The sequence below is a fragment of the Streptomyces sp. NPDC002324 genome, assembly GCF_053593335.1.
The window spans coordinates 137297-161870 of sequence record NZ_JBSFCF010000010.1 but is presented as its reverse complement, the minus strand read 5'-3'; the positions used below and the strand labels follow the sequence as shown (position 1 = coordinate 161870).

General features: G+C 70.7%; 26 protein-coding genes, 1 tRNA gene and 1 riboswitch. Of the genes, 7 read left to right on the top strand and 20 right to left on the bottom strand.

The window, feature by feature from the left end; genetic code table 11:
- Positions 1-241: 241 nt before the first annotated feature.
- On the top strand, positions 242-1567 hold the full coding sequence (locus ACWCRJ_RS16350) for an SGNH/GDSL hydrolase family protein (RefSeq protein ID WP_450939896.1): 1326 nt from the start codon (positions 242-244) through the stop codon (positions 1565-1567).
- Positions 1568-1666: 99 nt separating this feature from the next.
- Here ACWCRJ_RS16350 and ACWCRJ_RS16345 read toward each other — a convergent pair whose 3' ends face one another.
- The 4 genes from ACWCRJ_RS16345 to ACWCRJ_RS16330 are packed head-to-tail and all read right to left on the bottom strand — an operon-like array spanning position 1667 to position 5235.
- On the bottom strand, positions 1667-2509 hold the full coding sequence (locus ACWCRJ_RS16345; RefSeq protein ID WP_450939895.1) for a DUF1707 SHOCT-like domain-containing protein: 843 nt from the start codon (positions 2507-2509) through the stop codon (positions 1667-1669).
- A gap of 33 nt (positions 2510-2542) precedes the next feature.
- Positions 2543-3550 carry an ABC transporter ATP-binding protein gene (locus ACWCRJ_RS16340; RefSeq protein WP_450939894.1) on the bottom strand — a complete coding sequence of 336 codons (1008 nt, stop codon included), beginning with the start codon at positions 3548-3550 and terminating at the stop codon, positions 2543-2545.
- A 10-nt stretch (positions 3551-3560) separates the two neighbouring features.
- The gene (locus ACWCRJ_RS16335) at positions 3561-4442 is read right to left on the bottom strand and encodes an ABC transporter permease (RefSeq protein ID WP_450939893.1); all 882 of its coding nucleotides are present in this window, start codon (positions 4440-4442) and stop codon (positions 3561-3563) included.
- A complete protein-coding gene (locus tag ACWCRJ_RS16330; protein ID WP_450939892.1) occupies positions 4435-5235 on the bottom strand; it encodes an ABC transporter permease in 801 nt (266 codons plus the stop codon). The genes ACWCRJ_RS16335 and ACWCRJ_RS16330 overlap by 8 nt, the downstream gene beginning before the upstream one ends.
- A gap of 950 nt (positions 5236-6185) precedes the next feature.
- Here ACWCRJ_RS16330 and ACWCRJ_RS16325 point away from each other — a divergent pair.
- A complete protein-coding gene (locus ACWCRJ_RS16325) occupies positions 6186-9149 on the top strand; it encodes a transglycosylase domain-containing protein (protein ID WP_450939891.1) in 2964 nt (987 codons plus the stop codon).
- A gap of 10 nt (positions 9150-9159) precedes the next feature.
- Here ACWCRJ_RS16325 and ACWCRJ_RS16320 read toward each other — a convergent pair whose 3' ends face one another.
- The 3 genes from ACWCRJ_RS16320 to ACWCRJ_RS16310 all read right to left on the bottom strand — a co-directional run bounded on the left by ACWCRJ_RS16320 (position 9160) and on the right by ACWCRJ_RS16310 (position 10393).
- The gene (locus ACWCRJ_RS16320; RefSeq protein WP_020115549.1) at positions 9160-9480 is read right to left on the bottom strand and encodes a DMT family transporter; all 321 of its coding nucleotides are present in this window, start codon (positions 9478-9480) and stop codon (positions 9160-9162) included.
- 33 nt (positions 9481-9513) lie between these two features.
- Positions 9514-9574, bottom strand: a riboswitch (guanidine-III (ykkC-III) riboswitch).
- An 86-nt stretch (positions 9575-9660) separates the two neighbouring features.
- The gene (locus ACWCRJ_RS16315; RefSeq protein WP_005486682.1) at positions 9661-10005 is read right to left on the bottom strand and encodes a GroES family chaperonin; all 345 of its coding nucleotides are present in this window, start codon (positions 10003-10005) and stop codon (positions 9661-9663) included.
- Between the two features lie 58 nt (positions 10006-10063).
- Positions 10064-10393 (bottom strand): DUF3618 domain-containing protein, encoded by a 330-nt coding sequence (locus tag ACWCRJ_RS16310; RefSeq protein ID WP_450939890.1) that lies wholly within the window; start codon positions 10391-10393, stop codon positions 10064-10066.
- A gap of 105 nt (positions 10394-10498) precedes the next feature.
- On the opposite strand from ACWCRJ_RS16310, the gene bcp reads away from it, so the two are divergent.
- The gene (gene bcp / locus ACWCRJ_RS16305; protein ID WP_450939889.1) at positions 10499-10966 is read left to right on the top strand and encodes a thioredoxin-dependent thiol peroxidase; all 468 of its coding nucleotides are present in this window, start codon (positions 10499-10501) and stop codon (positions 10964-10966) included.
- Between the two features lie 304 nt (positions 10967-11270).
- Positions 11271-11355, top strand: a tRNA-Leu gene (locus tag ACWCRJ_RS16300).
- A 48-nt stretch (positions 11356-11403) separates the two neighbouring features.
- On the opposite strand, the gene rdgB is transcribed toward ACWCRJ_RS16300, so the two are convergent.
- From rdgB to ACWCRJ_RS16280, 4 genes are all read right to left on the bottom strand, one after another.
- Positions 11404-12006: an RdgB/HAM1 family non-canonical purine NTP pyrophosphatase gene (gene rdgB, locus ACWCRJ_RS16295; protein WP_450939888.1), complete on the bottom strand. Its 603-nt coding sequence runs from the start codon at positions 12004-12006 to the stop codon at positions 11404-11406.
- Between the two features lie 41 nt (positions 12007-12047).
- The gene (locus ACWCRJ_RS16290; protein ID WP_450939887.1) at positions 12048-12446 is read right to left on the bottom strand and encodes a hypothetical protein; all 399 of its coding nucleotides are present in this window, start codon (positions 12444-12446) and stop codon (positions 12048-12050) included.
- Between the two features lie 155 nt (positions 12447-12601).
- The gene (gene rph / locus ACWCRJ_RS16285) at positions 12602-13339 is read right to left on the bottom strand and encodes a ribonuclease PH (protein ID WP_450939886.1); all 738 of its coding nucleotides are present in this window, start codon (positions 13337-13339) and stop codon (positions 12602-12604) included.
- 83 nt (positions 13340-13422) lie between these two features.
- Positions 13423-13656, bottom strand: coding sequence for a glucose PTS transporter subunit EIIB (locus tag ACWCRJ_RS16280; RefSeq protein ID WP_059081259.1), 234 nt, complete (start codon positions 13654-13656; stop codon positions 13423-13425).
- 500 nt (positions 13657-14156) lie between these two features.
- Between ACWCRJ_RS16280 and ACWCRJ_RS16275 the strand changes: the two genes are divergently transcribed.
- Positions 14157-14711 (top strand): DUF2087 domain-containing protein, encoded by a 555-nt coding sequence (locus ACWCRJ_RS16275; protein ID WP_450939885.1) that lies wholly within the window; start codon positions 14157-14159, stop codon positions 14709-14711.
- A gap of 605 nt (positions 14712-15316) precedes the next feature.
- A complete protein-coding gene (locus ACWCRJ_RS16270) occupies positions 15317-16567 on the top strand; it encodes a PTS transporter subunit EIIC (protein WP_450939884.1) in 1251 nt (416 codons plus the stop codon).
- A gap of 78 nt (positions 16568-16645) precedes the next feature.
- Here the strand turns inward: ACWCRJ_RS16270 and ACWCRJ_RS16265 are convergent, their stop codons facing one another.
- Positions 16646-17398, bottom strand: coding sequence for an MBL fold metallo-hydrolase (locus ACWCRJ_RS16265; RefSeq protein WP_450939883.1), 753 nt, complete (start codon positions 17396-17398; stop codon positions 16646-16648).
- Positions 17399-17724: 326 nt separating this feature from the next.
- Between ACWCRJ_RS16265 and ACWCRJ_RS16260 the strand changes: the two genes are divergently transcribed.
- Positions 17725-18198, top strand: a complete 474-nt coding sequence (locus ACWCRJ_RS16260) for a type II toxin-antitoxin system PemK/MazF family toxin (protein ID WP_450939882.1) — start codon at positions 17725-17727, stop codon at positions 18196-18198.
- 205 nt (positions 18199-18403) lie between these two features.
- Here the strand turns inward: ACWCRJ_RS16260 and ACWCRJ_RS16255 are convergent, their stop codons facing one another.
- The 8 genes from ACWCRJ_RS16255 to clpS form a co-directional block, all read right to left on the bottom strand.
- Positions 18404-19354, bottom strand: a complete 951-nt coding sequence (locus ACWCRJ_RS16255; protein WP_450939881.1) for a PLP-dependent cysteine synthase family protein — start codon at positions 19352-19354, stop codon at positions 18404-18406.
- 6 nt (positions 19355-19360) lie between these two features.
- Positions 19361-19648 carry a MoaD/ThiS family protein gene (locus tag ACWCRJ_RS16250; protein WP_450939973.1) on the bottom strand — a complete coding sequence of 96 codons (288 nt, stop codon included), beginning with the start codon at positions 19646-19648 and terminating at the stop codon, positions 19361-19363.
- A gap of 148 nt (positions 19649-19796) precedes the next feature.
- Positions 19797-19892 carry a putative leader peptide gene (locus ACWCRJ_RS16245; RefSeq protein ID WP_020115562.1) on the bottom strand — a complete coding sequence of 32 codons (96 nt, stop codon included), beginning with the start codon at positions 19890-19892 and terminating at the stop codon, positions 19797-19799.
- Between the two features lie 111 nt (positions 19893-20003).
- Complete coding sequence (locus ACWCRJ_RS16240; RefSeq protein ID WP_450939880.1) at positions 20004-21071, bottom strand: LacI family DNA-binding transcriptional regulator; 1068 nt, start codon at positions 21069-21071, stop codon at positions 20004-20006.
- Positions 21072-21155: 84 nt separating this feature from the next.
- A complete protein-coding gene (locus tag ACWCRJ_RS16235; protein ID WP_450939879.1) occupies positions 21156-21578 on the bottom strand; it encodes a Mov34/MPN/PAD-1 family protein in 423 nt (140 codons plus the stop codon).
- A 98-nt stretch (positions 21579-21676) separates the two neighbouring features.
- Positions 21677-23122: an amino acid permease gene (locus ACWCRJ_RS16230; protein WP_450939878.1), complete on the bottom strand. Its 1446-nt coding sequence runs from the start codon at positions 23120-23122 to the stop codon at positions 21677-21679.
- Between the two features lie 442 nt (positions 23123-23564).
- The gene (locus ACWCRJ_RS16225; protein ID WP_450939877.1) at positions 23565-24167 is read right to left on the bottom strand and encodes a DUF2017 domain-containing protein; all 603 of its coding nucleotides are present in this window, start codon (positions 24165-24167) and stop codon (positions 23565-23567) included.
- Between the two features lie 11 nt (positions 24168-24178).
- Positions 24179-24496: an ATP-dependent Clp protease adapter ClpS gene (gene clpS / locus ACWCRJ_RS16220; protein WP_013003244.1), complete on the bottom strand. Its 318-nt coding sequence runs from the start codon at positions 24494-24496 to the stop codon at positions 24179-24181.
- Between the last annotated feature and the right edge of the window lie 78 nt (positions 24497-24574).

The following is a 24574-nucleotide window of genomic DNA, read 5'->3' as shown; positions in this document are numbered from 1 at the left end:
CCCGTTCCTGTCCCCCGTACACATTGTCCGTTCTTCGACGCCTTCCCCGGCGCTGCGACTCTTGGTGACGTACTCCATAGGCCTACCGAGACCTACTCCTGGAACGAAACAGGAGTTCCCCGCGTCTGTCCGGGCGGGGGAACCGATGGGGGTTCACGCAAGCAACCCCCATCCCATGCCGCATCATGGGGTGATCACATCGGAGCCCCCGGGCTCCACAGCCCGAGGAGTAACCCACCGCATGACCAAGCGTCACGGTTATGCACTTCTGGCGGCCGTCGCCGCCCTGGTCGTGGCGATCTCGGCCGCGATATACACCGGTGTCGGCACCGACCACGGCACCCCCCGGCAGGAGACCTTCGCCCGCGCGCCCCACAACAGCGCCGCCCCCGCCTCCACCGGCGTCTGGGTCGGCGCCTGGGCCGCGTCGCCGAGCGGCTCCGAGCCGGGCACCGAGCAGGACGGCCTCGCCGGCCGCTCGGTGCGCAACGTGGTGCACACGACCGCCGCCGGTACGAGTGCCCGCGTCACCCTGTCCAACCTCTACGGCCAGCAGCCGCTGACCATCACCCACGCCTCGCTCGCCGTGGCCGCCTCGACGGACACCCCGGCCGCGGCGGCCGACACCATGCGCCGGCTCACCTTCGCCGGCAACCCGACGGTCGTCGTCCCGCCGGGACAGCAGGTGGTGAGCGACGCCGTACGGGTGGCCATCCCGCACGACGGCGACGTACTGATCACCACCTACTCCCCCACGCCCTCCGGCCCCGCGACCTACCACGCGCACGCCCGGCAGATCTCGTACACCGCCGAGGGCGACCGGGCCGAGGACGTCACCGGGGAGCCGTACACCACACAGTCCCTGCACTGGCGTTACGTCACCGCCCTGGACGTCCTGAGCAACGAGTCCGACGGCACGGTCGTGGTCCTCGGCGACTCGCTCACCGACGGCGTCACCTCCACGGTCGGCGAGAACCGGCGCTGGACCGACGTCCTCTCCGGCCGCCTGCGCGCCGCCACCGGCTCCTCGGACGCGCCCCGCTACAGCGTGGTCAACGAGGGCATCAGCGGCAACCGCGTCCTCACCGACGGCTACGGCCGCCCCGCCGAGAACCCCAGCGGCCTCGCCCGCTTCCAGCGCGACGTCCTCGGCCGCACGGGCGTCAAGGCCGTCGTGATCGACCTCGGCGTCAACGACATCCTGAAGAACCCCGGCCGGGCCGACCCCGACGCCATCACCGCGGGCCTGCGCCGGCTCGTCGACCGGGCCCACGCCCGCGGCCTGCGGGTGGTCGGCGCCACCCTCATGCCCTTCCACGGCCACCGCGGCTACTCCGACCAGCGCGAATCCGTCCGCCAGGCCATCAACGCCCAGATCCGTTCCGGCCAGGTCTACGACGCCTACGTCGACTTCGACAAGGCCCTGCGCGACCCCTACGCCCCCCGCCGCCTGCGCCCCGACTACGACTCGGGCGACCACCTCCACCCGAGCGACAAGGGGTACGAGCGGATGGCGGACGTCTTCGACCTGGAGAAACTGAAGGGCGCGGCACCGGCGGAGCTGTAAGCCGGGGGCCTGGGCCGGAGCCGTGGCCCGGCCCGGTCCGGTCCCGGGGAACCGCGCGACCGGCCGCGGCGCGACCACGTCCGGCGTCCGGCGGCCGGCCTACCGCTCCCGTCTCCGCCGCCGTTCCCGCTCCTCCTCGCGCCGCGAGCGCACCGCGTCCCTGATCTGGTCCATGGCCTCGCGGTGCGCCTCGTGCGTGTGGTCGCGATGGGAGGCGTGCAGTTCGCGGCGGGCCCGCCGGCGCTCCAGCCGCTCCTGCCGCCGCGCCTCCTTCAACCGCTGGCGCTCCGCCTTCGGCACCTTCCGCTCCACACCGACCCCGCCCCAGAACGCGAAGCCGGTGATGATCACGCGGGGCGCGCCGGGCTCACCCGGCACGCCCTCCTGGCCGTGGTCGAAGCCGCCCATGATCCCGACGCCCCGGACGACCACCTCGACGCCGGGCGGCACGACCACGTTGATCCCACCCATGATCACCACGCAGTTGATCGTGACCTCGCGGCTAGCGAAGTTCGCGTCCCGCAGGTCCAGTTCACCGCCGCCCCAGAACGCGAAGCAGTCGAACCGCTCGGGCACGGTCCACCGCCCCTTGCGCTCGAACCCGGACAGCACCGCCACGCCCCAGGTGGACGTCCCGTCGCCGCCGACGATCCGCTCGGGCCAACTCGCCTCCCCCGCAGGCCCCTTGACCAGCGACACGGACGGCGGCGACACGAGCGCCGGCGGGGCCACGGCTCCCGCGCCGGGCAGATCCCGGGTGATCGGCGCCAACTCGCCGTACGTCCGCGCCTTGTACGTCGCGTCCAGCCGCTCCTCGAACTCCTCCATGTCGAGCCGCCCCTCCGCGAGGGCGTCCCGCAACTGCTCGGAGACTCGTTCACGATCGGCGTCGGAGGCACGAAGATCCGCGGCGGCCGGAACATCCGGCAGGTCGTCCGTCATACGGATCAGCGTACGAGGAACCCTCGCGCCGGGCTATGACACGGCCTGTTCCGGCTCCCCCACCCGCTCGGCCTGTTGCGCGTACATCTGGGCGATCACTGCCTCGATGTCCGGCTCGCGCACCGACAGGTCCACCAGCGGATACTCCGAGGCGATCCGCGCCACCAGCGGGGCCGCCGACTCCGACGCCGGGAAGGCGAGCCACTGCCGGGGGCCCTCCACCCGGACGACCCGGGCGGGCGCGGCCTCGATCGGCGGCAGTTCGCGCTCCAGGTCGACGACGAGGGTCCGCTCGCTCTCGCCCACCTCGTGCAGCCCGGTCAGCGGCCCGTCGTACATCAGGCGCCCGTGATCGATGACCATCACCCGGCGGCACAGCTGCTCGATGTCCTGGAGGTCGTGCGTGGTCAGCAGCACGGTCGTGCCCTGCTCGGTGTTGAGCTCCCTGAGGAACTCCCGGACCTTGGCCTTGCTGATGACGTCGAGCCCGATCGTGGGCTCGTCCAGGTACAGCACCTCGGGGTCGTGCAGCAGGGCCGCCGCGATGTCCCCGCGCATCCGCTGGCCGAGCGAGAGCTGCCGCACGGGTACGTCCAGCAGGTCGCCCAGTTCGAGCAGTTCGACGCAGCGGTCGAGGTTCTCGCGGTACCGGGCGTCGGGGATGCGGTACATGCGGTGCATCAGGCGGTAGGAGTCGATGAGCGGCAGGTCCCACCACAGGGTCGTACGCTGCCCGAACACCACCCCGATGCGCCGGGCCAGCCGCGTCCGCTCGCGGGACGGGTCGATGCCGGCGACCCGCAGCCGGCCCCCGCTCGGCGTCAGGATGCCGGTCAGCATCTTGATCGTCGTCGACTTCCCGGCGCCGTTCGGCCCGATGTAGCCGACCATCTCGCCCCGCGCCACCGTGAAGGAGATCGAGTCGACCGCCCGCACCTCACGCCGCTCCCGCCGCAGGAACCCTGTCTTCTTCCGGACGTCGAAGACCTTCTCCACCTGGTCGAGTTCGATGAACCCGCTGTCCGTCACACCTGACTCCACGCCTGGCTCCCTAACTCCCCGTACTCCGATACGAACGCAGCCCCGCCCGCCACGCGACCCCCGCCAGCGCACAGCAGGCCACACCGACCAGCGGCGGTGCGAAGGCCAGCCAGGCCGGCAGGTCGAGGGGGTAGGGACGGCCCAGGACGTACAGCCCCGGCACCCAGTTGACGAAGGCGAGCGGCAGGACGAAGGTCACACCGCACAGCAGGTCCTTGGCGAAGAGGGCCGGGGGGTACTGCAGCAGTGTCGCGCCGCCGTACGTGAAGGCGTTCTGCACCTCGGAGGCGTCCTGGGCGACGAACTGGAAGGCCGCGCCCCCGACGAACACCGCCGCGAAGATCAGTCCGCCGCTGCCCACCATCAGCGGGATCATCAGCACCTTGACCGGTGTCCACGCGATGTCGAGCGTGGTCAGGGCGTATCCGAGGACGAACAGGCCCTGGGTGATCCGGCCGAGGCGGCGCAGCGCGAACTTGTCGGCGGCGACCTGGGCGAGCACCGGTACGGGGCGGACGAGGAGGGTGTCCAGCGTGCCGTCCCGGATCCGGCGGCCGAGCCGGTCCATCGAGCCGATCATCAGATCCGCGAGGCCGAAGGCGACGCCGGAGGTGCCGTAGAACAGGGCGATCTCGGGCAGGGTGAACCCGCCCAACTCGTCGACCTGCGAGAACATCAGCAGGATCGCGACGAAGTCGAAGGAGGTCGCCGCGAAGTTCCCGAAGGTGGTCATCGCGAAGGACGCGCGGTAGGCCATCGTGGAGCGGATCCACATGGCGGCGATCATGCGGTAGGCGCGCAGCCCGTCGCGGACCCGGCTGTACGTGCCGTACTCGTCGAACGGGTTCTCCCGCTCGGCGCCCGCGACGGGGCGCTCGTCGACGTCAGCCACCCTGGACCACGACCTTCCGCGTCGCCACCGACTGGATCAGCCGACCGACCGCCAGCAGCACCGCCGCCCACGCGAGCTGGAAGGCGTACGTCCCCCAGGGGTCGGCCTCGCCCAGCAGGACGTCCGCCGGGGCCTGGAGCAGCGCGGACCAGGGCAGGAGGCGTGCGAGGTCGCCGAGCGCGCCGGGGAAGACGCTCAGCGGGAGGAGCATCCCGGAGAAGAAGACTCCGGTGAGCCAGGTGATCTGCATCGCTCCGGCGCCGTCGAGGAGCCAGAACGCCGACAGCGCGACGATGTACCGGATCGCGAAGCTGACGAGGGCCCCCAGGGCGACCGCGACGAGACAGGCGAGCCAGGGCAGCGGGCCGTCGGGCAGGGCCAGGTCGAAGAAGAGGGCGCCGCACACCATGGGGGCGACACCGCGTCCGAGCAGCTGGAACAGGGCCCGGCCGAGGTCGGCGGCGAGCCACCACAGCTGGAGGTCGACGGGCCGGTACAGGTCGACCGCGATGTCCCCGGTCCGGATCCGCTCGATCACCTCCTCCTCGAAGCCGACGCTGCCCAGTACCATCACCGCGAACATGGCCTGACCGACCCAGACATAGGTGAGGGCCTGCGCCTGGTCGTAGCCGCCGAGGTGGGGCTTCTCGTGCCAGAGCGCCAGGTAGGTGTATGCGAGGATGAAGCCGAAGACGGTGTTGGTGAACACTCCCGCGGCGGTGGCCACCCGATATGTCGCGTACCGCCTGAAACCACCGGCGGCGACGGCGGCGTACAACCGCCCTGTGCCCACGAGGAAACTCCCATCCGCTGCGAAGAGTTAGGCGAAAGGCCGAGGCCTGGACCGATTCGGGCCGAAGCGAAGAAGCCTAGTCCGCGGCCGGAGGGGCCTGCCACGCGTTTTCGGGGGCGGACGGTGGTGCTCGTTGTGGTGTGCGGGGCACGTACCGGGATCCGGGAACGGATCGAGCGGAACGGGAGTCTTACTCCGGGGTGCAGAACCGACCCGGAGTGGGCGCAAAGCGTACGAGTCCGTACGGAAATGAACGTACGACGCGAAAACAGGAGCACGGCAGCACGATGAGCGACGAGCCGCAGCCGAAGCGGAACGGCCCGGGCTGGACACCGAGAGACCCGGAGCGACGCACTCCGGGCACGACTCCGGGGTCCGGCGACCACGCCGCCAAGGGGAACACCGACGGCCGACCCGGCCCGGCACCGGGCGACAGCCCGAAGGGGAGGCCCGACACGGCCGCCCCGCGCGGGGGCGCCGCGGCGTCCCCGGGGAAGCCTGACGGGGCGTCCACCGGGGGGTCCGACGCAGCGTCCACCGGGAAGCCCGGCACGCCGTCCACCGAGCGACCGGGCACGACGCCCGGCGGGGGGCGGGACGGACGGTCCGTTGGGCCGACCGGGGGACGGTCGGGCGCGGCGGCCGGGGAGTCGTCGGGTGGCTCCGGTCCGGCTTCTGACGGACAGTCCGGCTCGGCGGTCGGCTCGGCATCCGGCGGACAGTCCGGCTCGGCGGTCGGCGGGCAGCGCGGAAGGCAGTCCGGTGCGCCGGGTGGGCAGTCCGGTGCGCCAGGTGGGCAGTCCGGCGCGGCTGGTGGCGGGAGGCCTGGCGGGCAGTCCGGCTCGGCGTTCGGTGGACGGTCCGACAGCCGGTCCGGTCCGGCCGGGGGTGCGTCCGGCGGTAAGCCGGGCGCACAGTCCGGCTCGGCGGCCGGCGGGAGCTCCGGCGCCGTGACCGGCGGTGTGCCTGGTGGGCAGTCCGGCGCGGCGGCCGGTCGGCAGGCCGGTGCACAGTCCGGTGCGACGTCCGGTGGACGGCCCGGCGCGGCACCTGGGCGTGAGCCGGGCGCGCAGTCCGGCGCGGCATCCGGTCGGCAGGCCGGCGCGCAGTCCGGCGCGGCATCCGGTGGGAAGTCCGGCTCGGCTCCCTCCGGCTCGGCGCCCGGGGGGAAGCCCGGCTCGGGATCCGGCCGTACGCCGGAGGCCAAGGCCCCGGGCTTCGACGGCAAGTCCGTCGCCGGTGCCGCCGGCAGCCCCGCGGCCGGCAGCGGTGGCAGCGCCGCCGGCGTCCCCGACGCCAGGGCGGCCAGAGCCGCTCGGGCGGCCAGGGCCGCCAAGGCCGCCGGCGCGACCGCGGAGGGCGGCTCCGTCGGCGCCGCCCCCCGAACGGCGGCCGGAGCCGGGGACGACACCCCCACCACCACCCTCGCCATCACCCCGGGCCGCAAGCCCGCCGCGGCGTCCGCGGGGGCCGGGGGTGACACGCCGACCCAGGCCCTGGGCGTCGTCTCCGCCACGAAGGCCGCCGCCCCGGCACCGGCCCCGGCACCCGCCGCCGTGCCCGCCGTCTCCCCCGCTCCCCAGGCCGGGGGCGGCAAGGCCAAGAAGGGCAAGCGGCCCAAGCGCACCGGCTGGAGACGACTGTTCCCCACCTGGCGCATGGTGCTCGGCGCCTTCGTCATCGGACTCATGCTGATCGTCGGCGCCTTCGTGCTCGGCTACAACATGGTCCACATCCCCAAGGCGAACGCGTTCGCGACCAAGCAGAGCAACGTCTACCTCTACGCCGACGGCTCCCAGATCGCCCGCGACGGCGAGGTCAACCGCGAGAACGTCCCGCTGTCGAAGGTCTCCAAGGAGGCCCAGCGCGCCGTACTGGCCGCCGAGGACCGCGACTTCTACTCCGAGCCGGCCATCGACCTCAAGGCCATGCTCCGCGCCGGCTGGAACACCGCCACCGGCAAGGGCAAGCAGTCCGGCTCGACGATCACCCAGCAGTACGTGAAGAACTACTACCTGGCCCAGGACCAGACCGTCACGCGCAAGGCGAAGGAGTTCTTCATCTCCATCAAGCTGGACCGCGAGGTGACCAAGGACGAGATCCTGGAGGGCTACCTCAACACCAGCTTCTTCGGCCGCAACGCCTACGGCATCCAGGCCGCCGCCCAGGCCTACTACGGCATCGACGCCGACGAACTCACCGCCGAGCAGGGCGCCTACCTCGCCGCCCTGGTCAACGCGCCCAGCATGTACGACGTCGTCGCCCACCCCGAGAACAAGAAGGCGGCGCTCGCCCGCTGGAACTACGTCCTCGACGGCATGGTCAAGGAGGGCTGGCTCAAGCAGTCCGAGCGGACCGGTGCGAAGTTCCCGATGCCGAAGCAGGCCACCACCTCCACCGCCTTCTCCGGCCAGCGCGGCTACCTCGTCGAGGCCATCAAGTCGTACCTCATCGAGCACAAGATCATCGACGAGAAGGCGCTGGAGAACGGCGGTGGCTACCGCATCACCACCACCATCCAGCCCAAGATGCAGGACGCCTTCATCAAGGCCGTCGACGACCAGCTGATGGACAAGCTCGACAAGAAGAACCGCAAGGCCGACAAATACGTCCGCGCCGGCGGCGTCTCCATCGACCCGAAGACCGGCAAGGTCATCGCGATGTACGGCGGCATCGACTACACCAAGCAGTACGTGAACAACGCGACCCGCCGTGACTTCCAGGACGGCTCCATCTTCAAGCCCATCGTGTTCGCCTCCGCCGTGGACAACTCCTCCAACACCCAGAGCGGCCAGGCGATCACCCCCAACACCGTCTACGACGGCACCAACAAGCGCCCCGTCGTGGGCTGGCCCGGCCCGGCGTACGCCCCCGAGAACGAGGACTACGTCAACTACGGCAACATCACGGTCCGCCAGGCCACCCAGAGCTCGGTGAACTCGGTGTACGCGCAGATGGCCGTGGACGTGGGCCCCGAGAAGGTCGAGAAGACCGCGATCGACCTCGGCCTGCCCAAGAACACCCCGGACATGAACCCGTACCCCTCCATCGCCCTGGGCACCGCCACCGCGAGCGTCCTGGACATGGCCGAGGTGTACGCCACGCTCGCCAACCACGGCCGGCACGGCACGTACACGATGATCGAGAAGATCAGCAAGGACGGCCAGGCGGTCGACCTGCCCTCCACGGAGTCCACCCAGGCCGTCAGCCGCCAGGCCGCCGACACCACCACCTCCGTGCTGCAGAGCGTCGTCCAGAGCGGCACCGCCACCGCCGCGCAGGCCTCCGGCCACCCGGTCGCCGGCAAGACCGGCACCGCCGAGGAGGACAAGGCCGCCTGGTTCGCCGGCTACACCCCCGACCTCGCCACCGTCGTCTCCGTCATGGGCCAGGACCCCAAGACGGGCGCCCACAAGCCCCTGTACGGCGCGATGGGTCTGCAACGCGTCAACGGCGGCGGGGCGCCCACCGACATCTGGGCGCAGTTCACCAAGACCGCCCTGAAGGGCAAGAAGGTCAAGCAGTTCGACCTCGACCTCCAGGTCGGCGCCGACGTCGTCTACACCCCGCCGAGCACGCCCGCCGACGAGCCGGGGGCCACCGGCGACGAGGAGACCGGCGGCGCCACGGGCGACGAGGAGACCGGCGGACCGTCCGACGACGACACCGGCAACGGCACCACCACCGGCGGCACGCCCACCACGGACGGCGGCACGACGTCCACGGGCGGCACGGCGACGGACGGAGGTACCACGTCCACCGGCGGCACCTCGACGGACGGCGGCGCCACGTCGACGGGCGGTGCCACGACCGACGGAGGCACAGGCTCCACCGGGGGCCCCACCACCGACGGCGGTACGACGGACGGCGGGGCCACCACGGGAGGCGACACCTCGGTGGGGCCGTTCGGTTGACCGGGGCTGCTCAGTGGCCGGAGGTGGCCTTCAACCCCACCACGGCCACGAGCAGCAGACACACGAAGAAGATCCGGGCGGCGGTGGCCGGCTCCCCCAGCCACACCATGCCGCACACCGCCGCCCCGGCCGCACCGATCCCCACCCACACGCCGTACGCGGTACCGATGGGGAGCGTCCTCGCGGCGTGCGAGAGCAGCAGCATGCTGGCGACGATCCCGGCGCCGGTGAGCACGCTGGGCAGCGGCCGGGTGAAGCCGTCGGTGTACTTCATGCCGATCGACCAGCCGACCTCCAGCAGTCCGGCGACGACGAGCAGAACCCAGGCCATGAGGGCACCTCCGTGATCCATGAGCGGAATCGGGGTGCGTCGTCTTTGCGGATCCCGGTACGGCGCGTCTCGTCGGGTTCCGTCAAAGGTAGCAAAACGAAGGCGTGAGGGGCTGGTGATCATGGTCACCAGCCCCTCACGCCCGTCAAAGCAATGATTCAAAGATGATGCAGAGATGGTTCAGAGATACAGGCCGGTGGAGTCCTCCGACCCCTCGAACCGGTCCGCGGCCACGGCGTGCAGGTCGCGCTCGCGCATCAGGACGTACGCGACACCCCGGACCTCGACCTCCGCGCGGTCCTCCGGGTCGTAGAGGACACGGTCGCCGGGCTCGACGGTCCGCACGTTCTGGCCGACCGCCACGACCTCGGCCCAGGCGAGGCGCCGGCCCACGGCCGCGGTCGCGGGGATCAGGATGCCGCCGCCGGAACGCCGCTCGCCCTCGGCGGTGTCCTGCCGCACGAGCACGCGGTCGTGCAGCATCCGGATGGGCAGCTTGTCGTCGTGCTGGGTCTTCTCGCTCACGCCCCGAACCTACCTGCCTTCGTCCCCGTCCTCGTCCCGGCCCGCGCCTCTGTCCGCGTCAGGACCTGCGGCGCCGGGTGCCGAGGGCGAGGAGGCCGACGACACCGACGACCACGAGGGCCACCGGCACGATGCGCTCGACCCGGGGCGCCCCGTCCTCGTCGACGAACTGACCCCTGACGTCGCTGACGACTCGGTTGACCGAGACGTAGGCCTTGCCGAGGGTGTGGTCGATGTTCGAGACGACCTTGGCCTTGGCGTCGCCCACGATCGTCCTGGGGTGCACGCGGACGCCGATCTCGTCGAGCGTCTCGGCGAGGTTGTCGCGGCGGCGCTTGATGTCCGCCTCGATCTCGGCCGGGGTTCTGATGTCCGAGGTCTCCGCCACCGCGCGGCCTCCCGTTGTCGGTTGTCGGTGAATTCTCTTGGTTGCGGACAGTCTGTCAGCTCCACCCCGCGCCGCACCGCCAGGGCCCGCCATTACGCTGGACCGATGAGCGAGCGACTCCAGCCCGGCGACGTGGCCCCCGCCTTCACCCTCCCGGACGCCGACGGCAACGAGGTGTCCCTGTCCGACCACAAGGGCCGCAAGGTCATCGTCTACTTCTACCCGGCCGCCCTGACCCCCGGCTGCACCAAGCAGGCCTGCGACTTCACCGACAACCTGGAGCTCCTCGCGGACGCCGGGTACGACGTCCTCGGCATCTCCCCCGACAAGCCCGAGAAACTCGCCAAGTTCCGCGAGAAGGAGTCCCTGAGGGTCACCCTCCTCGGCGACCCCGACAAGACGGTCCTCGACGCCTACGCGGCCTTCGGCGAGAAGAAGAACTACGGCAAGACCTACATGGGCGTCATCCGCTCGACGATCATCGTCGACGAGGAGGGCAAGGTCTCCCACGCCCTCTACAACGTCCGCGCGACGGGCCACGTAGCGAAGATCATCAAGGACCTGGGCATCTGAGCCCACCCGCCCGCCCGACAACGGCTCGTACCCGGACCGCCCCGGTACGAGCCGTTCCGCATCCCGGACATGACCGCCCGACCAGCGACTCGTTACAGTGGATGGGGCGCTCCGTCACCTTGCAGATCGACCATGTCAACGGGAACTGGCGGGACAATCGCCGGGAGAACCTGCGCTACCTGTGTCCCAACTGCCATGCCGTGACAGAAACGTGGTGCCGTCAGAAGGGCCGAGTCCCCCTCGCCGGGTGACCGACAGCCCCGTACACTGAGTGCCGCCGGTCGAACCTGATGACCGTTTTTGAGCGGCCGTGATGGAATTTGGCAGTCATGCTGGGTTTAGGTCCCAGTGGGTTCACACCCGTGTGGGTTCGAGTCCCACCGGCCGCACGCACGCAGAAGAGGGACCGCACAATCTGGCGGTCCCTCTCTTGCAGCTCAGCCCACCAGCTCCCGCAGCACCGGCACCAGCCCCCCGAACGCCTTCCCCCGGTGGCTGATCGCGTTCTTCTCCTCGGCGGTCAGCTCGGCGCAGGTTCGGGTGTCGCCCTCCGGCTGGAGGATGGGGTCGTAGCCGAAACCGTTCGTGCCGACCGGGGTGTGGCGAAGGGTGCCCCTCAGCTGCCCCTCGACCACCCTTTCCGTGCCGTCGGGGAGGGCCAGGGCCGCCGCGCAGTTGAAGTGGGCGCCGCGGTGTTCGTCGGCGATGTCGCCGAGCTGGGCCAGCAGCAGTTCCAGGTTGGCCTTGTCGTCGCCGTGGCGGCCGGCCCAGCGGGCGGAGAAGATGCCCGGGGCGCCGTTCAGCACGTCCACGCACAGACCCGAGTCGTCGGCGATGGCGGGGAAGCCCGTGGCCGTGGCCAGGGCGTGGGCCTTCAGCAGGGCGTTCTCGGCGAAGGTGACGCCGGTTTCCCTGACGTCGGGGATGTCCGGGTAGGCGTCCGCGCCGACGAGCTCGTGCGCGAGGCCTGCGTCGGCGAGGATGGCCTTCAGCTCGGTGAGCTTTCCGGCGTTGCGGGTGGCGAGGATCAGGCGGGTCATGCCCACCAGTATCGCGATCCCCGCCGCCCGGTTCGCATGGGTTACGAGGTGCAGACGTTCGTCAGTTCGCCCGCCGCGTCCGTGATGCCGCTGATGTCGGGCGTCGCGTCGCCGTTCTCGACGGCGGTGCGGGTGTCGGTGACGGCCTTCTGGAGGGAGTCCACGGCCTTGTTGACGTCGGTGTTGTCCGTCTTGTCACCGATCTCGTCGAGGTTCTTGTCGATGGAGGCGAGGGACTCCTCCAGCTGCGTGGGGTCGTCCGCCGCGTTCTGCACGGCCTGCTGGAGGTCGTCCACGCTCCGGGCGATGGCATCGGCGGTCTGGACGCAGTCCAGGGCCTTGTTCACGGCGTCGCAGCCGGTGGTGAGCCCGGCCGTGAGGGCGACGGCAGCTACGGCTCCGGCGATGGTGGTCATGCGACGTCGTCGACTCGCGGCCATGGAACGGTCCTCCTACTGGTTGCAGGCCTGACGGCCCCGGGTACGGCTGGCGCCGTGTGGCCGGGCGCACGGTGGTGTGCCGTGCGCCCGTATGGGCAAGGACGCGGGCGGGGCCGCCGTGGTTGCCGTCCGCGGCCGCGCTCTTGGGGTGCCCTTTACCTTTCGAGGACCGTATCAAGCGCCTTGCGCTGCAGGAGGGCCAGCTCCGTGCAGCCCGAAACGGCCAGGTCCAGCAGCGAGTTGAGTTCCTCGCGGGCGAACGGCTCGGCCTCGGCGGTGCCCTGGACCTCGATGAAGCGGCCGTCGCCGGTGCAGACGACGTTCATGTCGGTGTCGGCCTTCACGTCCTCCTCGTAGCGGAGGTCGAGGAGGGGGACGCCGCCGACGATCCCGACGGAGACGGCCGAGACGGTGCCGGTCAGGGGCTGGCGGCCGGCCTTGACCAGCTTCCGGCCCTGGGCCCAGGTGATGGCGTCGGCCAGCGCGACGTACGCGCCGGTGATGGCCGCCGTACGCGTGCCGCCGTCGGCCTGGAGGACGTCGCAGTCCAGGACGATCGTGTTCTCGCCGAGCGCCTTGTAGTCGATGACGGCGCGCAGGGAGCGGCCGATGAGGCGGGAGATCTCGTGGGTGCGGCCGCCGATCCTGCCGCGTACGGACTCGCGGTCGCCGCGGGTGTTGGTGGCGCGGGGCAGCATGGAGTACTCGGCGGTGACCCAGCCCTCGCCGCTGCCCTTGCGCCAGCGGGGGACGCCTTCGGTGACGGAGGCGGTGCAGAAGACCTTCGTGTCGCCGAAGGAGACGAGGACGGAGCCCTCGGCGTGCTTGCTCCACCCGCGTTCGATGGTGACCGGGCGGAGCTGTTCGGGGGTGCGGCCGTCGATTCGAGACATGGCGCTGAGCCTATCGGCACATACGGAGGGGGCCCCTCCCCCGGCGGTCCGGGGAAAAGGGCCCGTGTGTGGGCGCGTGTGGCTCACATCATGTCTTCGATCTCCGCGGCGATGGGGTCGGCGTCCGTGCCGATGACGACCTGGATCGCGGTGCCCATCTTGACGACGCCGTGGGCGCCGGCGGCCTTGAGGGCGGCGTCGTCCACGAGGGAGGCGTCTCGGACCTCGGTGCGCAGGCGCGTGATGCAGCCCTCGACCTCTTCGATGTTGTCGAGGCCGCCGAGCCCGGCGACGATCTTCTCAGCCTTACTGGCCATGGCACTCTCCCTGTCTTCCCCGGCGGAACGGGGTGCGGAACCGTACGCTGACAGTCTGCGGGACTGTCCGCGACTGGTCTACACCACTGTGGGAGCGGTCGCCAAACGCGACCGGGGCTCAGCCCGATGTCGTCTCGGCGGTCCCGGAGCCCCGGCGGGGATGGTGGTGCCGGTGCACGGGCTCGCCGGGGCCGGTGCCGGGGATCGCCGGAGCCGCCGGGCCCGTGTCGAGGTGGCGGGGTGCGGGCCGGACCGCCCCGCGAAGGGACTCCCCGGAGATCCCGGACCGCCGTGCCGCCCACGCTCACCGCCGCGCCCTCCGCACCGCGGTCTGGCTGAAATCGGTCCCGTACGGCGTTTTCCGATTGCGGTGACCGGCCGTCGGCGCGGTACTCGTAGAGGATCACGCGGTACGCGTAGAAGATCACGCGGTACGCGTAGAGGATCACCGTGCACAGCGCCCCGCACAACGCCGCCCCCCTCACCGGAAGTTGATCACCATGACCACGGCTCCCGCCGAGGACCAGCCCCGCGCCGAGGACCTGCCGCCGTCCTGCCGCGATCTGATCGGCATCCTCGCCCAGACCGACCGGCGCGACGCCTTCGCGGCCCTCGCGCTCGGCGCGACCTCCGTGACCGAGGTGGCTCAGCGGGCCGGCCTGCGCCCGGCGGCCGCCGCCGTCGCCCTGCAGAAGCTCGTCGACGGTCGCATCGCCGCGTACGACGCCGCCGCGCGCGCCTACCGGCTGATCGACGACACGTTCCGGCTGGCCGTCCAGGCGGAGGTGCGGATCTCCGGGCGGGGCGGCGGCGACGGCGCGGGGGCCTACTTCCGCAAGGGACGGCTGACGTCGATCCCCGGCAAGGCCGAGGTCCGCACCCGGGTCCTCACCGTCGTGGCCGGCTCCTTCGAGGCCGGGGTCACCTACTCCGAGGCCAAGGTCAACGCGATCTGCGGGCAGTGGTTCGACGACTGGGTCACCCTGCGCAGGGCGCTCGTGGACGAGGAACTGCTGCGGCGCGACGAGTCGGGCACCCGGTACGCACGCGGATGACCGCATGACCCGGGTCGTGGCCGGTGACGTCACGGCCGCCGCACCGGTGTCGCCGTCAGCGCGTTCTGTCGCCGCCGGGGTTTCGTGGCCCGGCCCGGGCAGGTGGTCGCCGAGCCGTCCGCCGACGGACGTTCGGTGGTACTGAGCGCGGGCCCGGGGCCCGTGGGCGCGGCCACGTTCCGCGCAGCGGCGGCGGTCACGGTACAGGCCGCGGGCCCGGTCGGCACCCTCCGCCTGGAACTCTCCCCGGCCGGCGACGGCCTTCCTCCAGGACTTCGTCGCCGCCGGGGTCCCGCTGGGCCCATCCGGACATCGCCGCGCCCGCGTACGACGACGAGGGCCCGTACGCCGAAGTCCCCTACGGCGGCACCGGGTTCGCGGTGCGCCCGCCGGCCGAGAGGCCGCTCGCGCTGTGCGGCGTGCTCCGGACGGGGCCCGGACCTGCGCGAGCCGTCCGGGAGCGGCGCGGAATCCCGGTCGGAATCCCGGTCGGAATCGCGGTCAAAATCCTGGTAGGAATCGAGGCTTCCTGATCCCGTCCCCCATCTGCTACAACAGGTCTACACCACTGAGTGGTGTAGACCACCACCCGATGGAGGAAGTCCATGAGCACTGCCACCGCGCCAACGGCGGCCCCCGCGAAGAAGTGGGGATCCGGTCTTTTCCAGGGCCTGCAGAAGGTCGGCCGCAGCTTGCAGCTGCCCATCGCCGTGTTGCCGGCGGCGGGCATCCTGCTCCGCCTCGGCCAGGCCGACGTACAGGAGAAGCTGAACCTGCCCGACAAGGTCACGGCGGTCTTCGCCACGGCCGGTGGCGCGATCTTCGACAACCTGCCGATGCTGTTCTGTATCGGCGTCGCGATCGGCTTCGCCAAGAAGTCGGACGGCTCGACCGCGCTGGCCGCCCTGGTCGGCTTCCTGGTCTACAGCAACGTCCTGAAGGCCTTCCCCGTCACCGAGGCCAAGGTGCAGGCCGGCGCCGACGCGGCCGCGACCTACAACAACCCCGGTGTCCTCGGCGGCATCCTCATGGGCCTGCTCTCCGCCGTGCTGTGGCAGCGCTACCACCGCAAGCAGCTGGTGGACTGGCTCGGCTTCTTCAACGGCCGCCGGCTCGTCCCGATCATCATGGCCTTCGTCGGTACCGCGATGGGCGTCTTCTTCGGTCTGGTCTGGGAGCCCATCGGTGGGGTCATCTCCGACGCCGGCGAGTGGATCACCGGGCTGGGCTCGGTGGGTGCCGGTCTGTTCGGTCTGATCAACCGCGCGCTGATCCCGATCGGCATGCACCAGTTCGTCAACACCGTCTCCTGGTTCCAGATCGGCGACTTCACCAACTCCGCCGGCACCGTCGTGCACGGTGACCTGAACCGCTTCTTCGCCGGTGACCCGACCGCCGGTCAGTTCATGTCGGGCTTCTTCCCGATCATGATGTTCGGTCTGCCGGCCGCCGCGATCGCGATCGCGCACTCCGCTCGCCCAGAGCGCCGCAAGGCCGTGATGGGCATGATGATCTCGCTCGCGCTGACCTCCTTCGTGACCGGTGTGACCGAGCCGATCGAGTTCTCGTTCATGTTCATCGCCCCGCTGCTGTACGTGATCCACGCGGTGCTCACCGCCATCTCCATGGCGGTCACCTGGGCGCTCGGTGTCCACGCGGGCTTCACGTTCTCCGCGGGCGCCATCGACTACGGCCTCAACTGGAGCCTGGCCACCAAGCCCTGGTTGATCATCCCGATCGGCCTGGTCTTCGGCGCGATCTACTACGCCGTCTTCCGCTTCGCCATCACCAGGTTCAACCTGCCGACGCCGGGCCGTGAGCCCGAGGAGGAGGTGGAGGACCTCACGAAGGCGTGAGCCGCGGCGGCCGAACGGCGGCGGGGGGGGCGCGCGGGGGGGCGCGGGGGCCCCCCCGCCGCCGTTCGCGTACCGGGCTCAGATCTCGTACGTCACCCTGGGCACCGCCAGCTCCACCGGGCCGTCGTACACCGCGCGGGCGTCGACGAGGTTGACCTGCGGGTCGGTCCACGGCGGGACGTGGGTGAGGACGAGACGGCGGGCGCCCGCCCGGGCCGCCGTCTCACCGGCCTCGCGTCCGTTGAGGTGGAGGTCCGGGATGTCCTCCTTGCCGTGCGTGAAGGCGGCCTCGCACAGGAACAGGTCGGCGTCGCGCGCCAGTTCGTCCAGGGTGGCGGTGACACCGGTGTCCCCGGAGTACGTCAGGACCCGGCCGCCGTGCTCGATGCGGATGCCGTACGCCTCGACGGGGTGGGCGACCCGCTCCGTGTGAATGGTGAAGGGGCCGATCTCGAACGTGCTCGGCTTGACCGTGTGGAAGTCGAAGACCTCGCTCATGGAGGAGGCGGACGGGGTGTCGGCGTAGGCCGTGGTCAGGCGCTGCTCGGTACCCTCCGGTCCGTAGACCGGAATGGGGTCGCAGCGGCCGCCGTCATGGCGGTAGTAGCGTGCGACGAAGTACGCGCACATGTCGATGCAGTGGTCGGCGTGCAGATGGCTGAGGAAGATCGCGTCGAGGTCGTAGAGACCGCAGTGGCGCTGCAGCTCGCCGAGGGCACCGTTGCCCATGTCGAGGAGCAGCCGGAAGCCGTCGGCCTCTACGAGGTAGCTCGAGCAGGCCGATTCCGCGGAAGGGAACGACCCCGAGCAGCCGACGACGGTGAGCTTCATGAGAGCTGGAACCTCCGCGCTGGCGTGAAGTCGTGACAGTCGTGTCAGTCGTGACGTGCAGACGGGTTGCGGATTGCAGTTAGCGGGGTTGCGACGTTCGGGCGTGGGTGCAACGAGAGTGGTGCGGTCCGTTGAGCGTAAGGCGCGAAAGGGTGGGTCGCTCCTCCGCCAGGGGCCGTTGTGGGCGAACTCACCTGTGGTGTCACCGGTTCGGCTGGTCATAGGGCCATTGGGGCGCGCGTGGGCCGGGGTGAGGTGGTGCTCAGGAGCGCGCGAGCGCGTGAGGGGGCGGACGTTACGTGGTGTGCGCCGGTACGGTCGTGGCTATGGACACGTCATGGTGGCCGGCGCTCGCGGCTGTGGTGTTGCTGGCCCTGCTCGCCGCGGTCGTCGACGGGTGGGGACGTTCGCGACGGCCGCCTCGGCGGACTGGGCGGACGGGGCGGACTCGGCCCCCTGGGCGCCCCGAGCGGGTGCGCGGGCCGGTGCCGGGACCCAGGCCCGCCGAGATCTGGTGGGCGAGCGTGCCCTTCGAGGACGGGCCCGGGGAGAAGGACCGGCCCTGTCTCGTACTGACGGTACGCGGGAACCGTGCCCGCGTCGCCAAGATCACCAGTCGCCGCCGTGACGAACGGCCCGGCGTGATCCCGCTGCCCCCGGGCGCGGTCGGTGACGCCCGCGGCCGCCCCAGCTTCCTGGAGACGGACGAGCTGCGGGAGGTGCGGCTGCGTGACTTCCGCCGCAAGGCGGGGGTGGCCGACCCGGCCCTGTGGGCCCAGGTCCGCCACCTGTCGAAGTGAGGGGCGGCCGGTTGTTCGACTGCGGGTCCGGTGGGGGCTGGTCGCGCAGTTCCCCGCGCCCCTGAAGCATCGGGCCCTGCGGGCCTGAGAAGCACGGGGCGCAGCCCCTGCTTCTCAGGGGCGCGGGGAACTGCGCGAGAAGCCCCACCGGACCCGCACCCCACGAACGCACCCGGCCCACACCAGTCCACGCCCCGCAGAGCGCCTACGCCCAGAGCTGCCCCTGCAACGTCTCGATCGCCTCTTCCGTGGTCGCCGCCGTGTAGACGCCCGTCGACAGGTACTTCCACCCGCCGTCGGCGACGACGAACACGATGTCGGCCGGCTCCCCGGACTTCACCGCCTTGTTCCCGACCCCGATCGCCGCGTGCAGCGCGGCCCCCGTGGAGACGCCCGCGAAGATGCCCTCCTGCTGCAGCAGCTCACGCGTGCGGGTCACCGCGTCGGCCGAACCGACCGAGAACCGGGTCGTGAGCACGGACGCGTCGTACAGCTCCGGCACGAACCCCTCGTCGAGGTTGCGCAGGCCGTACACGAGGTCGTCGTAGCGCGGCTCGGCGGCGACGATCTTGACGTCCGGCTTCTGCTCGCGCAGGAAGCGGCCCACGCCCATCAGCGTCCCGGTGGTGCCGAGACCGGCGACGAAGTGGGTGATGGAGGGCAGGTCCGCGAGGATCTCCGGACCCGTCGTCGCGTAGTGGGCGCCCGCGTTGTCCGGGTTGCCGTACTGGTAGAGCATCACCCAGTCGGGGTGCTCGGCGGACAGCTCCTTGGCGACGCGTACGGCCGTGTTGGAGCCTCCCGCCGCCGGGGACGGGATGATCTCGGCCCCCCACATGGCGAGCAGCTCACGCCGCTCCTGGGAGGTGTTCTCGGGCATGACGCAGACCATGCGGTAGCCCTTGAGCTTCGCCGCCATGGCCAGGGAGATGCCCGTGTTGCCCGAGGTGGGCTCCAGGATCGTGCAGCCGGGCGTCAGACGGCCGTCCTTCTCCGCCTGCTCGATCATGTGCAGGGCGGGCCGGTCCTTGACCGAACCCGTCGGATTGCGGTCCTCCAGTTTCGCCCAGATACGGACGTCGGCGGACGGCGACAGCCGCGGCAGGCGCACCAGAGGGGTGTTGCCCACCGCGGCCAGCGGGGAGTCGTAGCGCATGGGTGATCAGACCATGCCGCCGGCCACCGCCGGCAGGATGGTCACGTTGTCGCCGTCGGACAGCTTGGTGTTGATGCCCTCCAGGAAGCGGACGTCCTCGTCGTTCAGGTAGACGTTGACGAAGCGGCGCAGCTCACCGCCGGCTGCCTGGTCGACGATCCGGGCCTGGATGCCCGTGTGACGGCTCTCCAGGTCGGTGAACAGGTCGGCGAGGGTGGCACCGGCTCCCTCCACCGCCTTCTGACCGTCGGTGTACTGGCGGAGGATGGTGGGGATGCGGACCTCGATGGCCATGGTGTGCGGCTCCTGTCGGGAGTGGTGGTCGGTGGCGCGCGGCAGCGCGAAGTGCGTGGTCACACGGGTGTCGGCTCCCCCGGTTCTCGACTCGCTCGAACCAGAGGTACCCCCATCGGCTCACGGCCGTACGGCGGCGGGGCCGGCGTCAACAGATGGCGCTGGCAAGCCTGCACAGGTCGACGTGCAGCCGCGCCACGAGCAGTGCGCCCGGCGTCTTCTCGCTCACGTCGTCAAAAACCATGCGCTCATCGTATCGATTCCCGGTCCGGGTCCCGGAATGTGATCCCACATGCCGGACGGATTCGGGCCGGAGATTGAGATGGAGGGCGGAACCACCCCCGTCGGACGCAGGTCAGGCGGACCGCCGGACGACCAGCCGCGTGGGGGTGACCACCGAGGACAGGGGGCTTTCCGCCCCCGGCTCCCCCTGGCCCGCCAGGTCCTCCGTGTGACGGAACAGCAGCCGGGCCATCAGCCGGCCCATGCCCTCGATGTCCTGGTGGACGGTGGTGAGCGGGGGGTCGGTGTGCTCGGCGATGGGGGTGAGGTCGTCGAAGCCGACGACGGCCACGTCGTCCGGCACCCGGCGTCCGCGCTCGCGCAGCACCTGCAGCGCACCGGAGGCCATCAGGTCGGAGGCGACGAAGACGGCGTCCAGGTCGGGGCGGCGGTCGAGGAGCGCGGTCATGGCGGTGACGCCGCCCTGCCGCGTGTAGTCGGAGTGCTCGATCATCTCGGGCGGCGCGTCCGGCAGGAGGTCCCGGTAGCCGTCCAGGCGGTCGAAGGCGGACGCCTCCCGCTCGACCGGGCCGGTGATCGTCGCGATGCGCTCCCGGCCCAGGGCGAGCAGATGACGGACGGCCTCGCGGGCACCGCCCCGGTTGTCGGCGTCGACGTACACACGGTCGTGCACGGGTTCGCCGTCGCGCAGCATCGGCCGGCCGCCGAAGACGGCGGGCAGGCCGAGCCGGTCGATCATGCCGGGCAGCGGGTCGTCGGACCGCAGGGAGAACAGCAGCGCGCCGTCGACGTGGCCGCCGCCCAGGAAGTCGCCGACGCGCGGGTACTCCTCGGGCTCCTCCAGGAAGAGGAGGACGGGCTGGGCGCCGTGGGCGACCAGTTCCTTGCGGATACCCCTCAGGTGGAGGTCGAAGAAGGGGTCGATGAAGAGGCGGTTCTGCGGCTGGCTCGCGACGACGGCGATGGCGTTGTTGCGGCGGGTGACCAGCTGGCGGGCGGCGGAGTTCGGTACGTAGCCCAGCTCGGCGATGACCTCCCGGACCCGTTCGACGACCGCCGCGCGCACCTTGTCCTCGCCGTTGATCACTCGTGACACGGTGGACTTGGACACCCCGGAGCCGCGGGCGACGTCGTCGAGCGTGGGGCGCCGGCCGTGCGGTCGCCGCGTCTGTCGAGTCAAGAGCCGTCTCCGTGGCGGGCAGTTGTGTGAGCGTGCGTGCGCGTGCGTACGGACACCGTAGCCGCGAAATTCCTGTGCCGCCGGTCAGTAGGCCGCCACGATGCTCACCTCCTCCTCGGTCACCTCGCCCTCGACGATCCGGAACGAGCGGAACTGGAACTCGCCGAGACCGTCGGTGTCGGCGGTCGAGACGAGGACGTAGTGGGCGCCGGGCTCGTTGGCGTAGGAGATGTCCGTGCGGGACGGGCGGGCCTCGGTGGCGGTGTGGGAGTGGTAGATGACCACCGGCTCCTCGTCGCGGTCGTCCATCTCGCGGTAGAGCTTGAGCAGGTCGCCGGAGTCGAACTCGTAGAACGTGGGCGACATGGCCGCGTTCAGCATCGGGATGAAGCGCTCGGGGCGGTCCGAGCCCGCCGGTCCCGCGACGACGCCGCACGCCTCGTCGGGGTGGTCCTTGCGCGCGTGGGCGACGATCTGGTCGACGAGGTCCTGGGTGATGGTCAGCATGGTCGCCAGGATAAGCAGAAGGGCTGTTCCGTACCGGGGGGTGGTACGGAACAGCCCACATGCTGGGACCAGGGCCTCGGGGACCCGTGCTCGTCCGGTCAGCCGATCTTCTCGAACTCCGTCTCGCGGCGCTCGGTGACCGCGGGGTTGCGGCTCTTGAGCACGGCCCAGCCGATGCCGAGGGCCGCCGCCCAGCCCGCCATGACGTAGAGGCAGACGCGGGAGTCGGCGTCGTAGGCGATGAGGCAGGTGACGAAGAGCAGGAAGACGATGGCGACCCAGCTGCACTTCGCGCCGCCCGGGGCCGGGAAGGACGAGGCGGGCAGGCGGCCGGCGTCCACTGCGCGGCGGTAGAGGACGTGGCTGATCAGGATCATCAGCCAGGTCCAGATGCCGGCGGCGGTGGCGACGGAGACGACGTAGCCGAAGGCCTTCTCCGGGACGATGTAGTTCAGGATCACGCCGATGCCCATGAAGAGCACGGAGACGGTGATGCCGAACGCCGGGGTCTTCGTCGACGACAGCTTGCTGAAGACGCGCGGGGCCTCGCCGTTGTCCGCGAGGGTGCGCAGCATGCGGCCGGTGGAGTACATGCCCGAGTTGCAGGAGGACAGGGCCGCCGTCAGCACCACGAAGTTGACGATGGCGGCACCCGCCGGGATGCCGATCTTGGCGAAGGCCGCGACGAAGGGGCTCACGCCGGGCGCGAACTCGGTCCACTTCACCACGCAGAGGATGACGGTGAGGGCGCCGACGTAGAAGAGCGCGATCCGCCAGGGCAGGGTGTTGATGGCCTTGGGGAGGGTCTTCTCCGGGTCCTCCGACTCACCGGCCGTGACGCCGACCAGCTCGACGGCGAGGTAGGCGAACATCACGCCCTGGAGCGTCATCAGGGACGAGCCGACGCCCTTGGGGAAGAACCCGTCGAAGGCCCACAGGTTGGAGACCGCGGCGGTGTCGCCGGCGCTGCTGAAGCCGAAGGTGAGGACACCGAGGCCGATCACGATCATGCCGAGCAGGGCGGTGACCTTGACCATCGAGAACCAGAACTCGATCTCGCCGAAGAGCTTCACCGAGATCAGGTTGGCGCCGAAGAGGACCACCAGGAAGACCAGGGCGGTGACCCATCGAGGGACGTCCGGCCACCAGTAGTTGACGTAGATCGCGGCGGCCGTCAGTTCGGCCATGCCGGTGACGACCCACATCAGCCAGTACGTCCAGCCGGTGAAGTAGCCGAAGAACGGGCCGAGGAACTCGCGGGAGTACTCCGCGAACGAACCGGAGACCGGGCGGTACAGGAGCAGCTCGCCGAGGGCGCGCATGATGAAGAAGATGATGACGCCGGCGAGGGCGTACATGAAGATCAGGCTGGGGCCGGCCTTGGCGATGTTCGCCCCGGCTCCCAGGAAGAGGCCGACGCCGATGGCGCCGCCGATCGCGATCATCTGGACCTGACGGCTGCCGAGCCCGCGCTCGTACCCCTCTTCGGGTGCGTCGCCGCGCACGGCTTCGTCGCCGTTCTTGTTGACCTGAGCGGAGGTCATGTGTTGTGCGCCTTTCTCCACGCTGGGCCGATCCGGGCCGTTCGCCGACCCCGGATCGGGTTCCGATCCCCCCGGATGTGATGGAGCTGAGCGGGCTCTTCACCGAGCCCGCTCGTGCCTGGCCGACGGTCGTCGGCCGGTGGCGCACCCGAGCGGACATGGGTGTCGTCCGGTCGAGCGATCGTGCAGATCTATCACGGCCGCCATCTTGATCCACCGGTTCTTCTGTGGCGCACAACACAGGGAGAAGCGGACAAAGAACACCCGCGAGGGCATCCCTCGCGGGCGTGGTGACGCGATCGTTATCCGGATTTGAGTGTCCTCTGAGCGAACACTGAGCGTCCGTGGAGAAGACGTGGAACGCCCGTGCGGCGGGCGTGGAGAGGACCCGGAACCCGGACCCGGAGCCCCGGAGCCCCGGAACCTCAGAGAATCGGCACCCTCAGGGCATGAGTGTCGTGACGAGCGAGTCCTGGAGGCCGCCCAGCCACAGGTACGCCATCACCATCGGCTTGCGCGGGTCCTCGTCCGGCAGGCGGTAGAGGAGGTCGGTGTCCTCCTCGTCGACGACGTCCAGCCGGGAGCCGATGGCGAGCCGCAGGTCGTTGAGGCAGCCGAGCCAGTGCCGGGAGTCGTCCGCCGACAGCTTCAGCACGGCCCCGCCCTCCCCGGTCGCGGAGAGCGCGTCCAGGGAGTGGATCACCGCGAGGGCCTTCTCGCGCTTGCCGGCCCGCAGGTCGTTCTCGGTGAAGCGGCGGAACTCCGAGGAGTACGCCCGCTGCTCCTCCGCCTCCCGGGCCGTCGGGGTGCCCTCGGGGTCGCTGTAGGCGTCCGGGAAGAGCCGCAGCAGGACGGGGTCCTTGGGCGGCTCGCTCGGGCCCTCGGCGAAGAGTTCGGCCAGCGGGTCCTCGTCGGCGTCCTCGGCGGGGCCGGGGCCGATCAGCTCCAGGAGCTGGACCGCCAGCGAGCGGATGATGGAGATCTCGACCTCGTCGAGCGCGACGGCCGCGCCGCCGCCGGGGAGCGATTCGAATTGTCCTGGCATCAGGTGCGTCGCTACTTCCGGTCCTGCTGGAGGGTGGCCCACAGACCGTAGCCGTGCATGGCCTGTACGTCGCGTTCCATCTCCTCGCGTGATCCGCTGGAGACGACCGCGCGGCCCTTGTGGTGGACGTCGAGCATGAGTTTGTTGGCCTTCTCCTTCGAGTACCCGAAGTAGGCCTGGAAGACATACGTCACGTAGCTCATGAGGTTCACCGGGTCGTTGTGGACGATCGTGAGCCACGGAACGTCCGGTTCGGGTACGGCGAAGGTCTCCTCCGCCGACTCGGTCTTCTCGATCTCCATGGGAACGGCTGCCGTCACACCGCCCATGCTGCCACCACAGGGGGGTCCCCGCACAAATGCGGCCCCGCGACCAGGGCACATGAGAAACGGCCACCCTGAAATCGT